The organism is Janthinobacterium sp. GMG1 (genome assembly GCF_034427795.1).
Taxonomy (GTDB): Bacteria; Pseudomonadota; Gammaproteobacteria; order Burkholderiales; family Burkholderiaceae_D; genus Janthinobacterium.
Genome location: NZ_JAXQNT010000007.1, coordinates 334,336 through 350,418 on the forward strand (window position 1 = coordinate 334,336; position 16,083 = coordinate 350,418).

The 16,083-nt window shown below is 61.2% G+C and carries 17 protein-coding genes; 14 read left to right on the top strand and 3 right to left on the bottom strand.

Features of this window, described 5'->3' with window-relative positions:
• Window positions 1-9: 9 nt before the first annotated feature.
• Entirely contained in the window at window positions 10-2,283 is a 2,274-nt protein-coding gene (locus tag SJI03_RS20085) for a xanthine dehydrogenase family protein molybdopterin-binding subunit (RefSeq protein WP_322428340.1), read from the top strand.
• A gap of 1 nt (window position 2,284) precedes the next feature.
• On the opposite strand, the gene SJI03_RS20090 is transcribed toward SJI03_RS20085, so the two are convergent.
• Entirely contained in the window at window positions 2,285-2,710 is a 426-nt protein-coding gene (locus SJI03_RS20090) for a thioredoxin family protein (protein ID WP_099378397.1), read from the bottom strand.
• A 278-nt stretch (window positions 2,711-2,988) separates the two neighbouring features.
• On the opposite strand from SJI03_RS20090, the gene SJI03_RS20095 reads away from it, so the two are divergent.
• Window positions 2,989-3,906 carry a 23S rRNA (adenine(2030)-N(6))-methyltransferase RlmJ gene (locus tag SJI03_RS20095; protein ID WP_034749665.1) on the top strand — a complete coding sequence of 306 codons (918 nt, stop codon included), beginning with the start codon at window positions 2,989-2,991 and terminating at the stop codon, window positions 3,904-3,906.
• 198 nt (window positions 3,907-4,104) lie between these two features.
• Here the strand turns inward: SJI03_RS20095 and SJI03_RS20100 are convergent, their stop codons facing one another.
• A complete protein-coding gene (locus tag SJI03_RS20100) occupies window positions 4,105-4,854 on the bottom strand; it encodes an SAM-dependent methyltransferase (protein ID WP_099378398.1) in 750 nt (249 codons plus the stop codon).
• Window positions 4,855-4,872: 18 nt separating this feature from the next.
• The gene (locus tag SJI03_RS20105; protein WP_322428355.1) at window positions 4,873-5,481 is read right to left on the bottom strand and encodes a Maf-like protein; all 609 of its coding nucleotides are present in this window, start codon (window positions 5,479-5,481) and stop codon (window positions 4,873-4,875) included.
• 223 nt (window positions 5,482-5,704) lie between these two features.
• Between SJI03_RS20105 and SJI03_RS20110 the strand changes: the two genes are divergently transcribed.
• From SJI03_RS20110 to SJI03_RS20165, 12 genes are all read left to right on the top strand, one after another.
• Window positions 5,705-6,202: a YceD family protein gene (locus tag SJI03_RS20110; RefSeq protein ID WP_099378399.1), complete on the top strand. Its 498-nt coding sequence runs from the start codon at window positions 5,705-5,707 to the stop codon at window positions 6,200-6,202.
• Between the two features lie 312 nt (window positions 6,203-6,514).
• Complete coding sequence (gene rpmF / locus SJI03_RS20115; protein ID WP_034749653.1) at window positions 6,515-6,697, top strand: 50S ribosomal protein L32; 183 nt, start codon at window positions 6,515-6,517, stop codon at window positions 6,695-6,697.
• Window positions 6,698-6,907: 210 nt separating this feature from the next.
• Complete coding sequence (plsX, locus tag SJI03_RS20120; protein WP_099378400.1) at window positions 6,908-7,975, top strand: phosphate acyltransferase PlsX; 1,068 nt, start codon at window positions 6,908-6,910, stop codon at window positions 7,973-7,975.
• Window positions 7,976-7,990: 15 nt separating this feature from the next.
• Entirely contained in the window at window positions 7,991-8,989 is a 999-nt protein-coding gene (locus SJI03_RS20125) for a beta-ketoacyl-ACP synthase III (RefSeq protein WP_099378401.1), read from the top strand.
• 32 nt (window positions 8,990-9,021) lie between these two features.
• On the top strand, window positions 9,022-9,963 hold the full coding sequence (gene fabD / locus SJI03_RS20130) for an ACP S-malonyltransferase (RefSeq protein WP_099378402.1): 942 nt from the start codon (window positions 9,022-9,024) through the stop codon (window positions 9,961-9,963).
• 53 nt (window positions 9,964-10,016) lie between these two features.
• Window positions 10,017-10,760, top strand: a complete 744-nt coding sequence (gene fabG, locus SJI03_RS20135) for a 3-oxoacyl-ACP reductase FabG (protein WP_099378403.1) — start codon at window positions 10,017-10,019, stop codon at window positions 10,758-10,760.
• Between the two features lie 178 nt (window positions 10,761-10,938).
• A complete protein-coding gene (acpP, locus tag SJI03_RS20140) occupies window positions 10,939-11,178 on the top strand; it encodes an acyl carrier protein (protein ID WP_008449912.1) in 240 nt (79 codons plus the stop codon).
• A 29-nt stretch (window positions 11,179-11,207) separates the two neighbouring features.
• Window positions 11,208-12,458: a beta-ketoacyl-ACP synthase II gene (gene fabF / locus SJI03_RS20145; protein WP_322428341.1), complete on the top strand. Its 1,251-nt coding sequence runs from the start codon at window positions 11,208-11,210 to the stop codon at window positions 12,456-12,458.
• Between the two features lie 120 nt (window positions 12,459-12,578).
• Window positions 12,579-13,091 (top strand): hypothetical protein, encoded by a 513-nt coding sequence (locus SJI03_RS20150; RefSeq protein WP_099378405.1) that lies wholly within the window; start codon window positions 12,579-12,581, stop codon window positions 13,089-13,091.
• Window positions 13,092-13,157: 66 nt separating this feature from the next.
• Window positions 13,158-13,781, top strand: coding sequence for an RNA polymerase sigma factor RpoE (gene rpoE / locus SJI03_RS20155; RefSeq protein WP_035820241.1), 624 nt, complete (start codon window positions 13,158-13,160; stop codon window positions 13,779-13,781).
• Window positions 13,782-13,853: 72 nt separating this feature from the next.
• Window positions 13,854-14,159, top strand: a complete 306-nt coding sequence (locus SJI03_RS20160) for a sigma-E factor negative regulatory protein (protein ID WP_322428342.1) — start codon at window positions 13,854-13,856, stop codon at window positions 14,157-14,159.
• A gap of 395 nt (window positions 14,160-14,554) precedes the next feature.
• Window positions 14,555-16,057 (top strand): DegQ family serine endoprotease, encoded by a 1,503-nt coding sequence (locus tag SJI03_RS20165; RefSeq protein ID WP_322428343.1) that lies wholly within the window; start codon window positions 14,555-14,557, stop codon window positions 16,055-16,057.
• The last annotated feature ends 26 nt before the right edge of the window (window positions 16,058-16,083 follow it).

The window sequence follows — 16,083 nt, forward strand, 5'->3', positions numbered from 1 at the left end:
GGGTATCCCATGGCCGGAGAAAAAAACACGTCGCGCCGCCGTTTCCTGCTCGGCGGCCTGGGCCTTGGCGTGGCCGGCGTGGGCGCCCTGGTGCTGGGCTGGGGCGTGCTGCCGCCGCGCCAGCGCCTGCATGGCAGCGCGCCGCTGCCGCTGCAGGATGGCGCCGTGGCCCTGAATGGCTGGCTGGCTATTCAAGCTGACGGCAGTGTCCTCCTGGCCATGCCGCGCAGCGAGATGGGGCAGGGCGTGCACACGGCCTTGCCCATGCTGGTGGCGGAGGAACTCGACGTGCCTTTGAGCAGCGTCAAGCTGATCCAGGCGCCCATGGATAAAATCTTCGGCAACGTGGCCATGCTCCAGGATGGCCTGCCTTTCCACCCGGACGACCGGGGCCGCGTCAAAGCGCTGGCCCAGTGGACGGTGGCCAAGGCGGCGCGCGAGCTGGGCGTGATCGTCACGGGCGGCTCGTCGAGCGTGAAAGATGGCTGGGGTCCCATGCGCGAAGCGGGCGCTTCCGCACGCGCCATGCTGGTGGGCGCGGCCGCCGCGCTGTGGCAAGTGCCGGCCGCACAATGCCGCACGGAAAATGGCGCAGTGGTTCATCCGGACGGCCGGCGCGCCAGCTACGCCAGCCTGGCGCAGCGCGCCGCCGGCATAGCCCCAGGCACGCCCGTGCTGAAGCTGCCCAAGGATTTCAAACTGATCGGCCAGCCGGCGCCGCGCCGCGACACGCCGTCCAAAGTGAATGGCAGCGCGCGTTTCGGCATCGATGCGCGTCCGCCCGGCATGCTGTATGCGGCCCTGCATCTGCCGCCGCGCCTGGGCGATACCCTGTCCGCGTTCGACGCGGTGCCCGTGCTGGCCATGCCCGGCGTGAAAAAGGTGCTGGACCTGACGCCGCAGCTGGCGCAGCGCAGCGTCTCGTGCGCCGCCGTGGTGGCCGACACCTGGTGGCGCGCCAGGCAGGCGGCGGCCGCCTTGCCGACGCAGTGGAAGGCTGGCCCGCAGGCGAACTTGTCCAGCGCCGGCGTGTATGCGGAGTTTGCTCGCCTGTTAGACACTGAAGCCGGTTATGCCTACCACGCCAGCGGGGAAGTGGAAAGCAAAGCCGTGCAGGGTTTGCGCCAGGTCAGCGCCGAGTACCGCGCCCCGTTTCTCGCGCATGCCGCCATGGAGCCCGTCAACTGCACCGCGCAAGTCAAGGATGGCAAGGTGATGCTGTGGGTGTCGACGCAGGCGCCCGGCATCGCCGTCGACGTGGCGGCGAAGGTGGCTGGCGTCGATGCGAAAGATGTGACGATCGAGGTGCTGCTGCTCGGTGGCGGTTTTGGCCGGCGCCTGGAAGTGGACATGATTGCCCAGGCCGTCGCCATCGCGCTGCAGTGCGGCGGCGCGCCCGTGCAGCTGGTGTGGACGCGCGAACAGGATACCAAGCACGATATGTACCGTCCCGCCGCGCTGGCCCGCTTCGCGGCCCGCCTCGACGAGCACGGCCGCATCGCTTCCTGGGACAATAAATCCGTCAGCGGCTCCATCACGCACCAGTTCTTGCAGCGCAATTTCGGCTTGCCCGGTGCGGGGCCGGACAAGACGACGGCCGAAGGCGAATTCGACATGCCGTATGAAATCGCCAACCAGCGCATCGCCCACGTGATCGCCGACAGCCCCGTGCCGATCGGCTACTGGCGTTCCGTCGGGCACTCGCACAACGCGTTCTTCAAGGAAAGCTTTATCGACGAGCTGGCGCACGCGGCGGGGCAGGATGGCATCGCCTTCCGCCGCGCCATGCTGGTGCAGCATCCGCGCCACTTGGCCGTGCTCGATGCCGCCGTTGCCAGGGCGGGCAGTCCGCCGCTCGGCCATGCGCATGGCGTGGCCTTGCACCAGTCCTTTGGCAGCATTGTCGCGCAAGTGGCGCAGGTGTCCGTGGAAAACGGCGAGATCCGCGTGCAGCGCGTCGTGTGCGCCATCGATTGCGGCATCGCCGTCAATCCGAACATCATCGCCCAGCAGATGGAGTCGGCCGTGCTGTTCGGCCTGTCGGCGGCGCTGGGCGGCGAGATCACCTTCAAGGAGGGGAAAGTCGAGCAGGGCAACTTCCACGACTATCCCGTGCTGCGCATGGGGCAAACGCCCGAGGTTGAAACCATCATCATCGCCAGCGCCGAACATCCGGAAGGCGTGGGCGAGCCCGGTACGCCGCCGATCGCGCCGGCCGTGGCCAATGCCGTGTTCAGTTTGACGGGGAAAAGGCTGCGCAGCTTGCCGCTGCGCCTGGGTTGATTTACAGGGTGGCGGCCAGTAAATGACGCAGATTGCAGTCGCGCTGCCAGTCGCGCCGCTCCTGCGTGCTGCCGGCCAGCGCCGCCAGTTCGTCCCCGCTGAGGGCTTGCTGCGCCTGCACCATGCGGTGCGCCAGGCCGCCGTCGGGCAGCACGGTGCCGAAGAAGGCCACGTTGTCCTCGTGCTGGATCAGCAGGGTGGGGAAGTTGTCGATGTCGAGGTCGCCCACCACGTCGGCCTGGTCTTCGATATCGATCCAGACGAAGACGGTGTCCGGGTGGCGCGCGGCCAGTTCCTCGAACGTGGCGCGGTAGCTGCCGCAAGTGCCGCACCACAGCGCGCACAGGCAAGCCACCGTCCAGCGCGTGCCGGCCAGGGCTGTGGCGACGTCGGCGCGGTTGTCGGTCGTGAGGGTCAGGCTGTGCATGGTCGTATCTGGTTAGTAGGGCGGATGGGCGCCAGGCGCCCGATGCGCGTATTCTACCGCGCCCGGCCACCACAGTCCCGAGAATGCATGGGCTTGTTTATGGGTGTTTTTTGATGCAATACACCTTTCTGGTGGATAATGCTGATTATTGCGCGCTGATTACGCTGGTCCATGCTGTTTCCTGGCCCCGCAGCCTGACCCCTCCAGTCTGTTTTCATGCCCTGCCCGGTGTCAGCGCTCCCGCCTTTGTTTATTTTTATTATGGAATTAGCCAGCTTATGTTGAGTTACCGCCACGCCTTTCACGCGGGTAATCACGCCGATGTGTTGAAGCATTATGTGCAGATTCAGTTGTTGCAATATCTGAATCAAAAAGATACCGCCTATAGTTATATCGATACCCACTCCGGCGCGGGCGTGTATGCGCTCGACGGTGGTTATGCCTCGAAAAATGCCGAGTACGAAACAGGCATCGCGCCACTGTGGGACCGCACGGACTTGCCAGCCTCGCTGGCTGAGTACATGAAGCTGATCAAGGAAATGAATCCGAGCGGCAAGATGCGCTACTACCCGGGTTCGCCGTACTGCGCCGACAAGGTCAGCCGTGAGCAAGACCGTCTGCGCCTGTTCGAGTTGCATCCTGCCGATGCCAAGATTCTGGCCGACAACTTCCGCAAGGTCGAGGCGCATGCGCTGGCCCAGGGCGAGCGTCCGACCGTGCGCGGCAAGCGCGTGCTCATCACCAAGGCCGACGGCTTCCAGAGCCTGAAAGCCCTGCTGCCGCCGCCATCGCGCCGCGCGCTGGTGCTGATTGACCCGCCGTATGAAGACAAGATGGATTACCGCAAGGTCAAGGACACCCTGGCCGATGCCCTCGTGCGCTTCCCTTCGGGCATGTATGCCGTCTGGTATCCGGTGCTTCAGCGCATGGAATCGCGCCAGTTCGCCGACAAGCTCAAGCAATTGCCCAGCTCGGACTGGCTGCATGTGACCCTGACGGTCAACACCCCGTCGCCGGACGGTTTCGGCTTGCACAGCAGCGGCATGTTCATCCTGAACCCGCCGTACACCCTGGAGCCGATGTTGCGCGAAGTCATGCCGTATCTGGTGAAGGTGCTGGGCCGCGACGATGGCGCGAAGTTCGTATTGGAAACGGGCAAGGGCGGCCAAAAGAACACGGGCACCCGTCGAGTCTGAAGACACCTGACCAAACCTACTGCGCGTCGGTATAGGCGGCCTGCGATGCTCACCGGCTCGGCGCCCCCGTACTGAGTACGGTTGCGCTTCTTAGCCACCTCTCCCTTCCGCTCGCTACGGTTTTGTCAGGTGTCGTAACTATCGTAGTTGAGCAAAGTAAATAAACGCCACGGCAAATATTTCCGTGGCGTTTGTCGTTTACTGTCCCAGCAACAGGAACACGGTCGGTTTCTTGTGGAAGTCGGGCGCCTTGCCGGCGGACAATTGTTTCTTCCACTGCGCGCCATTCCACGTTTGCACGCTTTCCGTGTCCAGGCTCAGGTCGGTGGCGACGCAGATCAGGGTGGACGGCGCGCATTGGGCCACCAGCGCTTCGAGCATGGCGGCGTTGCGGTACGGCGTTTCGATGAACAACTGGGTCTGCTTTTCATTGCGCGAGCGGCTTTCCAGTTCCTTGATGCGCTTGGCGCGCAGGGCCGCGTCCGTGGGCAGGTAGCCGTTGAAGGCGAAACTCTGGCCGTTCAAGCCGCTGGCCATCACGGCCAGCAAGATCGACGACGGGCCCACCAGCGGGCGCACTTTAATGCCGTGCTGATGCGCCAGGCGCACCAGGTCGGCGCCGGGGTCGGCCACGGCGGGCACGCCTGCTTCCGAGACGAGGCCCGCATCGCGCCCCGCCAGCAGGGGTGCCAGCAAGCCGGCCAGCGCTTGCGCGGGGGTATTGACGTTAAGTTCGGAAATCGTGATTTCCTGCAGCGGCTTGGCCAGCGGATGCTGGTTGCCGATCAATTTCAGGAAGGCGCGCGCCGTCTTGGCGTTTTCTGCCACGAAATAATCGAGCTGCGACGTGATCTGCCGTACTTGCTCGGGAATGATGTGGGCCAGCGGATCGGCCGGGCTGTCGGACAGGCCGAGGTGGTTGGGAATCAGGTACAGGGTGCCGGTCATATTGTTATTGTCGGTAAATTAAATGGTGAAAAACGTGACGCCCGCCTTGCGCAGCATGCCGGTGAGGGCGATCAGCGGCAAGCCGGTGAGGGCGGTCGGGTCGGTGGTGGCGATGCATTCGAGCAGGGCGATGCCCAGGCCTTCGTTCTTGGCGCTGCCGGCGCAATCGTAAGGCTGCTCGATGCGCAGGTAGGCGTCCAGTTCCGTATCGGGCAAGTCGCGCACGGTGACGAGGGTCTGGATATCTTCCACTTGCGCCACAGGCAACGCCTGGCGGCCGTCGAGCAGGCACAGCGCCGTGTGGAACACGGTCTGGCGCCCGCGCATGGTTTGCAGTTGCAGCAAGGCATTCGCATGGTTGCCGGGCTTGCCGATCTGTGCGCCGTCCAGGGTGGCGACCTGGTCGGAGCCGATGACGAGGCTGCCAGGATAGCGGTCGAGTACGGCCTGCGCTTTCGCTTGCGCCAGGCGCAGGGCCGTGGCGCTGGGGCTTTCACCGGGCAGGGGGCTTTCGTCGAGATCGGGCACGGCGACCTCGAAAGGCAGGCGCAGGCGTTCCAGCAATTCCTTGCGGTAGGTCGAACTCGATGCAAGAATCAAGCGCAATGGGGCGGAAGTTGGTATCATTCGGTAGTGGATGGCGGCCGGCATGGCCGCGCTGGTCGATGTCAGTGGAATTTCACGCAAATCCCAGGGCGCAGAGCCCACAATTGAGGCTCCATGCGGCATGACGGTGTTGATGAAGTTGTCATGTTGATGGCAATGATTGCGTCAAAAAAGATGCTTAGCCTTTGACTCCGTGCTAAAAACCCTGTTATTATCGCAGGTTTTCCGGGGAAATTTTCTACCAATGAATGCTTTTGTGATCGACGCCTTTGATTTTTGTCGTATCAGCGGGAGCCGCGAGGGTGTAACTCCTGTCGCTGAAATGACCCGGTTGACCAAGGATTGTGCAGATAATTCCGGCGAGATCGCCTGGAAGATCGTCGGCGGCACCAGCAAGCTGGGCTACCCACAACTGACCTTGTCGGTCAACGGCACCGTTCAGCTGGTTTGCCAGCGCTGCCTGACTCCGTATGCTTACGCAATTGATTCGACGACCACTCTGATGCTGGGCAAGGATGACGAGCACGCGGACGAGATCGAAGAAATCATCAACGATGAAACGATCGACGTGATCGTCGGCAGCCGCAGCATGGATGCCGCGGCCCTGATCGAAGATGAAGCCTTGCTGGCCCTGCCGCAGGTACCCAAACACGACGTCTGCCCCGATACGGCGCAGCTCGATGCTCTCAAGACTGAAAAGAAGTCGCCGTTTGCGGCACTGAAAGACTTGAAGCCAGAATAGAGTAGTAAAAAGGAAGCTTTAAAAAACCGTAGCGAGCGGCCTGATATCGTCTTGAGTAGCGCAAGCGTACGAAGGTACGCTGAGCAACGCAAAGGCGATAGCGGGAAGCGCAGTAGGTTTTTGATGCTTCCTGTAAAGAACGTGTCAAACGCGTGTTGTAATCGAGTATGGCAAGTGTAGTGAAATGTAATTGTAATAAACGATGTCGGTCCGGGCTATTTTCGGGTAGTCTTTGCCGCTGGGATACTCGATTCGCATGTATTTGCTAATCGATTGTGCTAAAATTTTAGAACTTATGTATTAGGAGTCATCATGGCAGTTCAACAGAACAAGAAAACCCCTTCCAAGCGCGGCATGCACCGTTCGCACGACTTCCTGGTCGCGCCGCAATTGAGCGTCGAGCCAGTTACCGGCGAAACACACATGCGTCACCATATCAGCCCTAACGGCTTCTATCGTGGCCGTAAAGTGTTGAAGACCAAAAACGACGAGTAATCGACGTTTTTGTTGGGTAAGATGAAAGCGGTGTTGCGTGGTTATTCGGCGTGGCGCCGCTTCTTCTTTTTTATCGGCTGCAATTCATCTTGCGCACCCGTCATTTTGAATCAAGCTTGCTCAGGCGGTGCATGACATGCTGCGCCCTGCATATGCTCCAGTCCGATTCACATCTTGCCGCACGCCCGCAGCGGTATTGAATCAACACAAATGACAATCAAAATTTCTATCGACTGCATGGGCGGAGATCATGGTCCCTCAGTCACTATCCCCGCAGCAATTTCCTTCGTAAAACATGAGCCTGAAGCCGAACTGATCCTTGTTGGATTGGAAGACGTGATCCGTGCCGAGCTGAAAAAACATAAAGCCGACACGCATCCGCGCCTGTCGGTATTGCATGCCTCCGAACAAGTTACCATGGACGATCCCCTGGAAGTGGCCCTGCGCCGCAAGAAGGATTCCTCCATGCGCGTGGCCATCGAACAGGTCAAGAATGGCGTGGCGCAAGCCTCCGTTTCCGCCGGTAATACGGCAGCCCTGATGGCCGTGTCGCGCTACGTACTGAAAACCATGTCCGGCGTCGACCGCCCGGCCATCTGCAGCATCTTGCCGAATCAAAAGAACGGCCCGACCTACATGCTGGACCTGGGCGCCAACGTCGATTGCGAACCGCATCACTTGCACCAGTTCGCCATCATGGGTTCCGTGCTCGTGTCCGCCATGGAGGGTATCGAACGCCCGACGATCGGTTTGCTGAACGTGGGCACGGAAGATATCAAGGGCAATGAAGTGGTGAAACTCACCGCGAAGCTGCTGCAGGCCGACCACGAGCGTGGCGCGCTGAACTTCTACGGCAACGTGGAAGGCAACGATATCTTCAAGGGCACGACCGATATCGTCGTCTGCGACGGGTTTGTCGGCAATGTCACCCTGAAAGCCATCGAAGGCCTGGCGCGCTTCATGAAAGACGTGCTCACTTCCGAATTTAAGCGCAATCCGATTACCATGCTGGGCGCGCTGATTGCCCGCGGGGCCCTGAAAGCCATCGGCAACCGCTTGAATCCATCGCGTTATAACGGCGCCAGCCTGCTGGGCTTGCGTGGTCTCGTCTTCAAGAGCCATGGCAGCGCCGATGCCTATTCGTTTGAATGGGCCTTGCGCCGCGCCTTTGATGCGGCAAAAAATGACGTGCAAGCACACCTGGCCAGCATGATCGCCGAGCTGATGCCGCGCACGCCAGTACCGGACGAACCTACATCAACAAGCTCTACCATTTAGTGGACGGGTATTTGCATGACTGTTTTTAGCAAAACTTACAGCAAAATTATCGGTACCGGCAGCTACTTGCCGGAGAAGCGCGTCACCAACCAGGATTTGACCGAACAGCTCGCCGCCAAGGGCATCGAGACGTCGGATGAGTGGATTGTGTCGCGCAGCGGCATTTCGGCGCGCCATTACGCGGCGCCGTCGCAAAACTCCTCGGACCTGGGCGTGGAAGCGGCCAAAAAGGCCCTGGAAATGGCCGGCCTGAACGGCAACGACCTGGACCTGATCATCGTCGCAAGCTCGACCCCCGATTTCTTCGGCAGCTTCCCCAGCACCGCCTGCATCGTGCAAAACAAGCTGGGCATCACGAATAACTGCGCCGCCGTCGACGTGCAAGCCGTCTGCAGCGGTTTCGTGTATGCGGTGGCCACGGCCGACAGCTTCATCCAGTCGGGCATGCATAAAAACGTGCTGGTGATCGGCGCCGAAGTGTTTTCGCGCATCCTCAATTTCGACGACCGCGGCACCTGCGTGCTGTTCGGCGACGGCGCCGGCGCCATCGTCATGACGGCGTCAAAAGAACCGGGCATCCTGGCCACCAAATTGCACGCGGACGGCCGCCACTCGGACATCCTCAGCGTGCCGGGCAGCCTGGCTGGGGGCGCGCTGGCTGGCAGCGCTTTCCTCTACATGGATGGCCCGGCCGTATTCAAGCTGGCCGTGTCCGTGCTGGAAAAGGTCGCGCACGAAGCATTGGCGCACGCCAACATGACGTCGGACCAGATCGACTGGCTGATTCCGCACCAGGCGAACATCCGCATCATGAACAGCACGGCCAAGAAACTCGGCTTGCCGCTGGACAAGATGGTCGTCACCGTCGACCAGCATGGCAATACCTCGGCCGCCTCGATCCCGCTGGCACTCGACATTGCCGTGCGCGATGGCCGCGTCAAGAAGGGCGACAACGTCATGATGGAAGGCGTGGGCGGCGGCTTTACCTGGGGCGCCGTGCTGGCGCGCATGTAATCCCGCAACACTATTAAAAAAACGGAGTCGACATGACACAATTTGCATTTGTTTTCCCAGGCCAAGGCTCGCAAGCGATTGCGATGCTCGACGGTTTCGCCGGCAACCCCGTGGTTGCGCAGACCGTCGCCGAAGCGTCGGACGCCCTGCAATTCGACCTGGGCAAGCTGATCGCTGAAGGCCCGAAGGAAGAACTGGACCTGACTACCAACACGCAACCGGTGATGCTGACGGCGGCCGTGGCCTTCTACCGCGCCTGGCTGGCGGCTGGCGGCCCCGTGCCGACGGTCGTGGCCGGTCACAGTCTCGGTGAATACTCGGCACTGGTTGCCGCCGGCGTCATTTCCTTCAAGGATGCCGTGCCGCTCGTGCGTTTCCGCGCGCAAGCCATGCAGGAAGCCGTGCCTGTCGGGCAGGGCACGATGGCTGTCGTGCTGGGCCTGTCGGATGACGACGTGCGCGCCGTGTGCGCGGAAGCGGCGGCGGAAAACCCGGCCCTGGTGGTCGAGCCTGTCAATTTCAATGCGCCAGCGCAAGTGGTCATCGCGGGCCACACGGCTGCGGTCGAGCGCGCCTGTGAACTGGCCAAGGCCAAGGGGGCCAAGCGCGCCATGAAGCTGCCTGTTTCGGCACCGTTCCACTCGTCGCTGCTGAAGCCCGCGTCGGACCGCTTGCGCGAGTACATGGCTAGCTTGACGTTCGCCGCTCCGCAAATCGCCCTGATCAACAACGTCGACGTGGCCATCGTCAATGATGTGGCCGGCATCAAGGATGCGCTGGTGCGCCAGGCAGCCAGCCCCGTGCGCTGGGTGGAAACCATGCAAAAAGTGGCGGCCGACGGCATCACGCAAGTGATCGAATGCGGTCCGGGCAAGGTCCTGATGGGCCTGGCCAAGCGCATCGATCCGGTACTGGTGGGCGACGCTATCGTCGACCAGGCATCGCTGGAACGCATTTTGACGCAGCTCAAATAAACAGCAAACGGCAGTGCAGCTGTGGCTGCCGTCAGCCATCTTTAAGGATACTCATGAATTTAGCAAATCAAATCGTGCTGGTCACGGGCGCCTCGCGCGGCATCGGCCGTGCCATCGCCACCGAACTGGGCAAGCAGGGTGCCACCGTGGTCGGCACCGCCACCTCGGAAAGCGGCGCGCAAGCGATCACCGATTACCTGGCTGCCGAAGGCGTGACGGGCAAGGGCCTGGTCCTGAACGTGACCGATGCGGCGCGCTGCGCGGCCGTCGTCGATGAAGTGCAGAAAACCTACGGTAGCCTGTCGATCCTGGTCAACAACGCGGGCATCACGCAAGACCAGCTGGCCATGCGCATGAAGGATGAAGAGTGGGACAGCGTCATTTCGACGAACCTGTCGGCCGTTGGCCGCCTGTCGCGCGCCGTGCTGCGTGGCATGATGAAAGCCAAAACTGGGCGTATCATCAATATTACGTCGGTGGTGGCTTCGTCAGGCAATCCGGGGCAAATGAATTACGCGGCGGCCAAGGCTGGCGTGGAAGGCATGAGCCGCGCCCTGGCGCGCGAAATCGGCAGCCGCAACATTACCGTGAACTGCATCGCGCCGGGCTTCATCGATACCGACATGACCAAGGCGCTGAGCGAAGAGCAGCATGCGGCCCTGTTGACGCAAATTCCCCTGTCCCGCCTGGGCAAACCGGAAGACGTGGCAGCGGCCGTGGCCTTTTTGGCCTCGCCGCAAGCGGCGTATATCACGGGCACGACCCTGCACGTGAACGGCGGAATGTACATGAATTGATGTGAAAGCTAGACAGGGCGGGCGTTTGTGGCATGATTCAACGGCTGTTTTTGTCTATAATCGCATCTTTTAGCAGCAGCTTCGGTTGAATTAGCAGCAGACACCGAAATTAGTATTCGGACGCGCAAACCTGATAAAATGCGCGCACTTTCCGTAACACACACTTTGGAGCCATAACATGTCGGATATCGAACAACGCGTTAAGAAAATCGTCGCTGAGCAACTGGGCGTTGCAGAAGCAGACATCAAAATCGAATCCTCCTTCGTCGACGACCTGGGTGCCGATTCCCTGGACACCGTGGAACTGGTCATGGCCCTGGAAGACGAATTCGAAATGGAAATCCCTGACGAACAAGCTGAAAAAATCACCACCGTGCAACAGGCGATCGACTACGCCACCGCACACGTCAAGGCCTAAGCCTGTCTGACCGACTTCAGGAGAATCGCTTGAGCCGTTCTAAAAACCGTCGTGTTGTTGTCACCGGCCTGGGCTGCGTTTCACCTGTCGGCAATACTATTGCCGAGGCGTGGGGCGCAATCATTGAAGGTAAATCCGGCATTGCCACGATTACCAAGTTCGATGCACTGCCATTCACCACGCATTTTGCTGGTGAAGTCAAAGGCTTCAATATCGAAGAGTACATCTCCGGTAAGGAAGCCCGCCACATGGATACCTTTATCCATTACGGCATGGCTGCAGGCATCCAGGCGATGCAGGACTCCGGCCTGGAAGTGACCGAAGAAAACGCCGAGCGCATCGGCGTGATCATCGGTTCCGGTATCGGCGGCTTGCCGCTGATCGAGGAAACCAAGTCCGAGTACGAAAAGCGCGGTCCGCGCCGTATTTCGCCATTTTTCGTGCCTGCCTCGATCATTAACATGATCTCTGGCAACCTTTCGATCAAATATGGTCTGAAGGGCCCGAACCTGGCGATCGTTACGGCGTGTACCACCGGTTTGCACAGCATCGGTGCCGCAGCGCGCATGATCGAGTACGGCGATGCCGACGTCATGATCGCCGGTGGTGCTGAATCGACCGTGTCGCCACTGGGCCTGGGCGGTTTCGCTTCGGCGCGTGCCTTGTCGACCCGCAACGACGATCCGGCAACGGCATCGCGTCCGTGGGATACCGACCGCGACGGCTTCGTGCTGGGCGAGGGCGCTGGCGTCATGGTGCTGGAAGAGTACGAGCACGCGGTGGCCCGTGGTGCCAAGATCTATGCCGAAGTGCATGGTTTCGGGATGAGCGCAGATGCTTATCACATGACCTCGCCGCTGGAAGATGGTAGCGGCGGCAGCAAATCGGTGATCGCGGCCCTCGACAACGCAGGCTTGAACGCGGATCAGATTCAGTACCTGAACGCGCACGGCACGTCGACCCCGCAAGGCGACGTGGCGGAAGTGATGGGCATCAAGCGCACCTTCGGTGATCACGCCAAGAATCTGGTCGTCAACTCGACCAAGTCGATGACGGGCCATTTGCTGGGCGGCGCGGGCGGTCTGGAAGCGGTGTTTACGGTCCTGGCATTGCACCATCAGGTGTCGCCTCCGACCATCAACATCTTCAACCAGGATCCGGCGTGCGATCTCGATTTCTGTGCCAACACGGCGCGTGATATGAAGATCGATTATGCAGTGAAGAATTCGTTCGGCTTCGGCGGAACGAATGGCACGCTGATTTTCGGTAAAGCGAAATAAGCAGGAACTTTCAAGCGCTCGCTACGGTCAAATCGTAGTGAGCGCTGATTCGCCGCCAACGTTCGTTGGCGGCTGAATTTGCCCGGCATGGTGCCGGCGCGCCTTTTTTCCCCATGAAGTATGTCGATCGCGGTAGCGGCTGTCATTCGCACGCCTGTCTGTTTGCGCCTGTTGCAAGCGGTGCTGGGGCTGTGCGCGGTGCTGGCCGCCTGGCCCTTGAGTGGCGTCTGGCGCAGTCTGCCCGCGCCCGGCCAGCTGGTGGGCGACTATGCATTGGGCTTGCCTGGTGCCTTGCTGAGTGCGGCTGGCGGCGTGTTTTTACTGGCTTTTCTGCGCCGGCGCAGAAAGCCGCAGGCGCTTGATATTTCGCCGGTTGGGCAGTTGCGGCTGGCGGTATATCTGGAGCATGGCGAAGTGCCGGAAGCCGGTGCCGCCACGGTGGTGGCGCCGGCTGGGGCGGGGCTGCGCCTGTTGCCGGGCTCGACCTTGTGGCCGTCGCTGCTGGTGCTGTGCCTGGCGGATGGCGCCGGACGGCGCACGCAGCTGCTGGCGCAGCGCGGCGGCAGCTGCACCGCCTTCCGCCCGCTGGCCGTGGCGTGCCGGGCTATCGCGGCGCGGAACAGGGAAGAATAAAAGTGGGGCGAACACTGAACTTCTTGCAGCGGGCCAACTCTATATCCATACAGGCGCCCACGCTGCATGACTACAGGGACATTGGGCGTGAGGACAGAGCGCGAGTATGATCAGTTACTGGTCGAGCGGGTGCAGGCTGGCGACAAACGGGCATTCGATGTGCTGGTATCGAAATATCAGCGCCGCTTGATGCGCCTGGTGTCGCGCCTGGTGCATGACCCGGCGGAGGCCGAAGATGTGGTGCAGGAAACCTTTATCAAGGCATACCGGGCGCTGCGCCATTTTCGCGGCGAGGCCGCCTTTTATACCTGGTTGTATCGCATCGGCATCAATACGGCCAAGAATTATCTCGTCACGCAAGGGCGCCGCGCCGCCACGTCCAGCGATGCCGACGCCGAGCAGGCGGAGTCTTTCGATGACGGCAATAAGTTGCGAGACAACAATACACCCGAATCGGTGCTGGCCAGCAAGCAGATTGCAGCCACCGTCAATGCGGCCATGGATGTGCTGCCCATCGAGTTGCGCACGGCCATCGTGCTGCGCGAGATCGAGGGGCTGAGCTATGAAGAAATATCGGAGATCATGGCGTGCCCCATCGGCACCGTGCGCAGCCGGATTTTTCGCGCGCGCGAAGTGATTGCGGAGAAATTGAAACCGTTGTTGGACATGCCGATTGACAAGCGCTGGTAATCTGGGGAGTATGGAGTTGGCATGGCTGCGTCCGGTTTTCGCACCGATCTTCTTGAAATGGCAGGGCCCATCATGGACACGCATACACGATTGCACGAGACTATTTCCGCGCTGGCCGATGGCGAGCTGGCGGCGAGCGAACTCGAACTGGCTTTTGCCGCCCTCGATACGCCATCGGGAAGGCAAGCCTGGGATGCCTATCGCCACATCGGCGACGTGCTGCGCTCGGAGCAGTACGACCATGCACTGAGCGCCCAGTTCGACGCGCGCCTGGCCAGCCGCCTGGCCGCGGAGGCGGCGCCCGAAGGGGCAGCTCATGTGGAGCCGTTGCCGCCCCTCGTGCCGCCGGGCGTGGCCGAGCCGCTGGCGCAGCGCTAAGTAACCCCCAATAAATTATTGTGATTTCTGACTTCCATAACCGGCGCTCTGCGGCGTTGCCCGCTGCTAGCAGTGCTCGCACTGCTAGCAGCGGGCGCCTTGCATAGCATCCGGTTCTGTTTGTCATAAATTCACAATAATTTCCTGAGGATTACTTAGCTGTCGCGTTTTCCATCTTATGCCAGGCTTAACGTTCCCGCCGCCCCCTTGACACTGGCCTTCGCTACGATTGACACTGTGCGCAGGTAATATCTTGCTTTTGCGATATATTGTTGCTGCCATGCGCGCTGTCAGGTGGGTGTGCCCCTGGATTCCGTCATGACGGCCAATCATGCGCGCAGGCAATCGCCTGATCCGCGTTTTGATCCGTTTATAAACTCGAAAAGATCCTTTCCATGAAAAAAAACATGTGTGCCGCCAGCAAGTCGTTTTCAGTGAAGACGCTTTCCGCTTTATTGTTCGGTACGGCTGGCGTCTTCCTTGCTCCCACCATGCTGGGCCTGGCGCCACAAGCGCAGGCCGCCGTGCCTGCCATCAAACTGCCTGATTTCTCGGACCTGGTCGATGCCGTCGGTCCGGCCGTCGTGAATATCCGTACCACCGAGCGCCTGAAGATGGGTGGCACCGGGGCTGGCGTGGGCGGACAGGACGAGCAGGAAATGCAGGAATTCCTGCGCCGCTTCTTTGGCGGCGCCATGCCGACGCCGCGCCAGCAGGCGCCGCGCGGCGGCCGCCGCGCCGTGCCGCAGGAGCAGGAAGTACAGCGCGGCGTTGGTTCCGGCTTCATTATTTCGGCGGACGGCTACGTGCTGAGCAATGCCCACGTGGTCGACGGCGCCGACGAGGTGTATGTGACCCTGACGGACAAGCGCGAATTCAAGGCCAAGGTGATCGGCGCCGATGCGCGCACCGACGTGGCCCTGCTGAAAATCGAGGGCGCCAACCTGCCGCGCCTGACCATCGGCGACTCGAACAAGATCCGCGTGGGCGAGTGGGTGATCGCCATCGGCTCGCCGTTCAACCTGGAAAACACGGTGACGGCCGGCATCATTTCCGCCAAGTCGCGCGACACGGGCGACTACTTGCCCCTGATCCAGAGCGACGTGGCCGTCAATCCCGGCAACTCCGGTGGTCCCTTGATCAATATGCGCGGCGAGGTGATTGGCATCAATTCGCAGATCGCCACCCTGTCCGGCGCCTACAATGGCATTTCGTTTGCCGTGCCCATCGATGAAGCCATGCGCGTGGGCGAGCAGCTGAAAAAGACAGGTAAAGTCGTGCGCGGACGCATCGGCGTGCAGATCGGCGAAGTGAGCAAGGACGTGGCGGAATCGCTGGGCTTGCCAAACGCCAAGGGCGCGCAAGTGTCGATGGTGGAGCCGGGCGGTCCGGCCGACAAGGCGGGCATCAAGGCGGGCGACATCATCCTGAAATTCAACGGCGCCCAGATCGAGCGTTCGTCCGACTTGCCGCGCCTGGTAGGTGGCGCCGCCGTCAATGGCAAATCCACGATCACCGTCTGGCGCAAGGGCGCGCAACAGGATGTTCCCGTCACCGTCGTCGAGCTCGAAAGCGAGAAAACGGCGAAGAAGGGCGTCAAGGAGCCGGAAGCGCAAGCCGTCAATGCGCTGGGGCTGAAGGTCAGCGACGTGCCGGCCGCGAAGAAACAGGAATTGAAGATCGACGCGGGCGTGCTGGTCGACGATGCCGATGGCGTGGCGGCCCTCGCCGGCCTGCAGCCTGGCGATGTGATCTTGCAGTTGAACAACGTTGCCGTGAAAGATGCCAAGCAGTTCAATGTCCTGGTGGCCAAGCTCGATCCGAAGAAGACGTCGGCCGTGCTGGTACGCCGTGGCGACGTGGCGCAATTCGTTTCGCTGCGTCCATCGGCCAAGTAAGTCTCTGATTCACCTGCATCCCGGCT

Bases quoted from the DNA above. Each gene is read 5' to 3' on its own strand.
- SJI03_RS20085 (WP_322428340.1), top strand. From the start codon at position 10: ATGGCCGGAGAAAAAAACACGTCGCGCCGCCGTTTCCTGCTCGGCGGC.
- SJI03_RS20090 (WP_099378397.1), bottom strand. From the start codon at position 2,710: ATGCACAGCCTGACCCTCACGACCGACAACCGCGCCGACGTCGCCACA.
- SJI03_RS20095 (WP_034749665.1), top strand. From the start codon at position 2,989: ATGTTGAGTTACCGCCACGCCTTTCACGCGGGTAATCACGCCGATGTG.
- SJI03_RS20100 (WP_099378398.1), bottom strand. From the start codon at position 4,854: ATGACCGGCACCCTGTACCTGATTCCCAACCACCTCGGCCTGTCCGAC.
- SJI03_RS20105 (WP_322428355.1), bottom strand. From the start codon at position 5,481: ATGATACCAACTTCCGCCCCATTGCGCTTGATTCTTGCATCGAGTTCG.
- SJI03_RS20110 (WP_099378399.1), top strand. From the start codon at position 5,705: ATGAATGCTTTTGTGATCGACGCCTTTGATTTTTGTCGTATCAGCGGG.
- rpmF (WP_034749653.1), top strand. From the start codon at position 6,515: ATGGCAGTTCAACAGAACAAGAAAACCCCTTCCAAGCGCGGCATGCAC.
- plsX (WP_099378400.1), top strand. From the start codon at position 6,908: ATGACAATCAAAATTTCTATCGACTGCATGGGCGGAGATCATGGTCCC.
- SJI03_RS20125 (WP_099378401.1), top strand. From the start codon at position 7,991: ATGACTGTTTTTAGCAAAACTTACAGCAAAATTATCGGTACCGGCAGC.
- fabD (WP_099378402.1), top strand. From the start codon at position 9,022: ATGACACAATTTGCATTTGTTTTCCCAGGCCAAGGCTCGCAAGCGATT.
- fabG (WP_099378403.1), top strand. From the start codon at position 10,017: ATGAATTTAGCAAATCAAATCGTGCTGGTCACGGGCGCCTCGCGCGGC.
- acpP (WP_008449912.1), top strand. From the start codon at position 10,939: ATGTCGGATATCGAACAACGCGTTAAGAAAATCGTCGCTGAGCAACTG.
- SJI03_RS20150 (WP_099378405.1), top strand. From the start codon at position 12,579: ATGTCGATCGCGGTAGCGGCTGTCATTCGCACGCCTGTCTGTTTGCGC.
- rpoE (WP_035820241.1), top strand. From the start codon at position 13,158: ATGACTACAGGGACATTGGGCGTGAGGACAGAGCGCGAGTATGATCAG.
- SJI03_RS20160 (WP_322428342.1), top strand. From the start codon at position 13,854: ATGGACACGCATACACGATTGCACGAGACTATTTCCGCGCTGGCCGAT.
- SJI03_RS20165 (WP_322428343.1), top strand. From the start codon at position 14,555: ATGAAAAAAAACATGTGTGCCGCCAGCAAGTCGTTTTCAGTGAAGACG.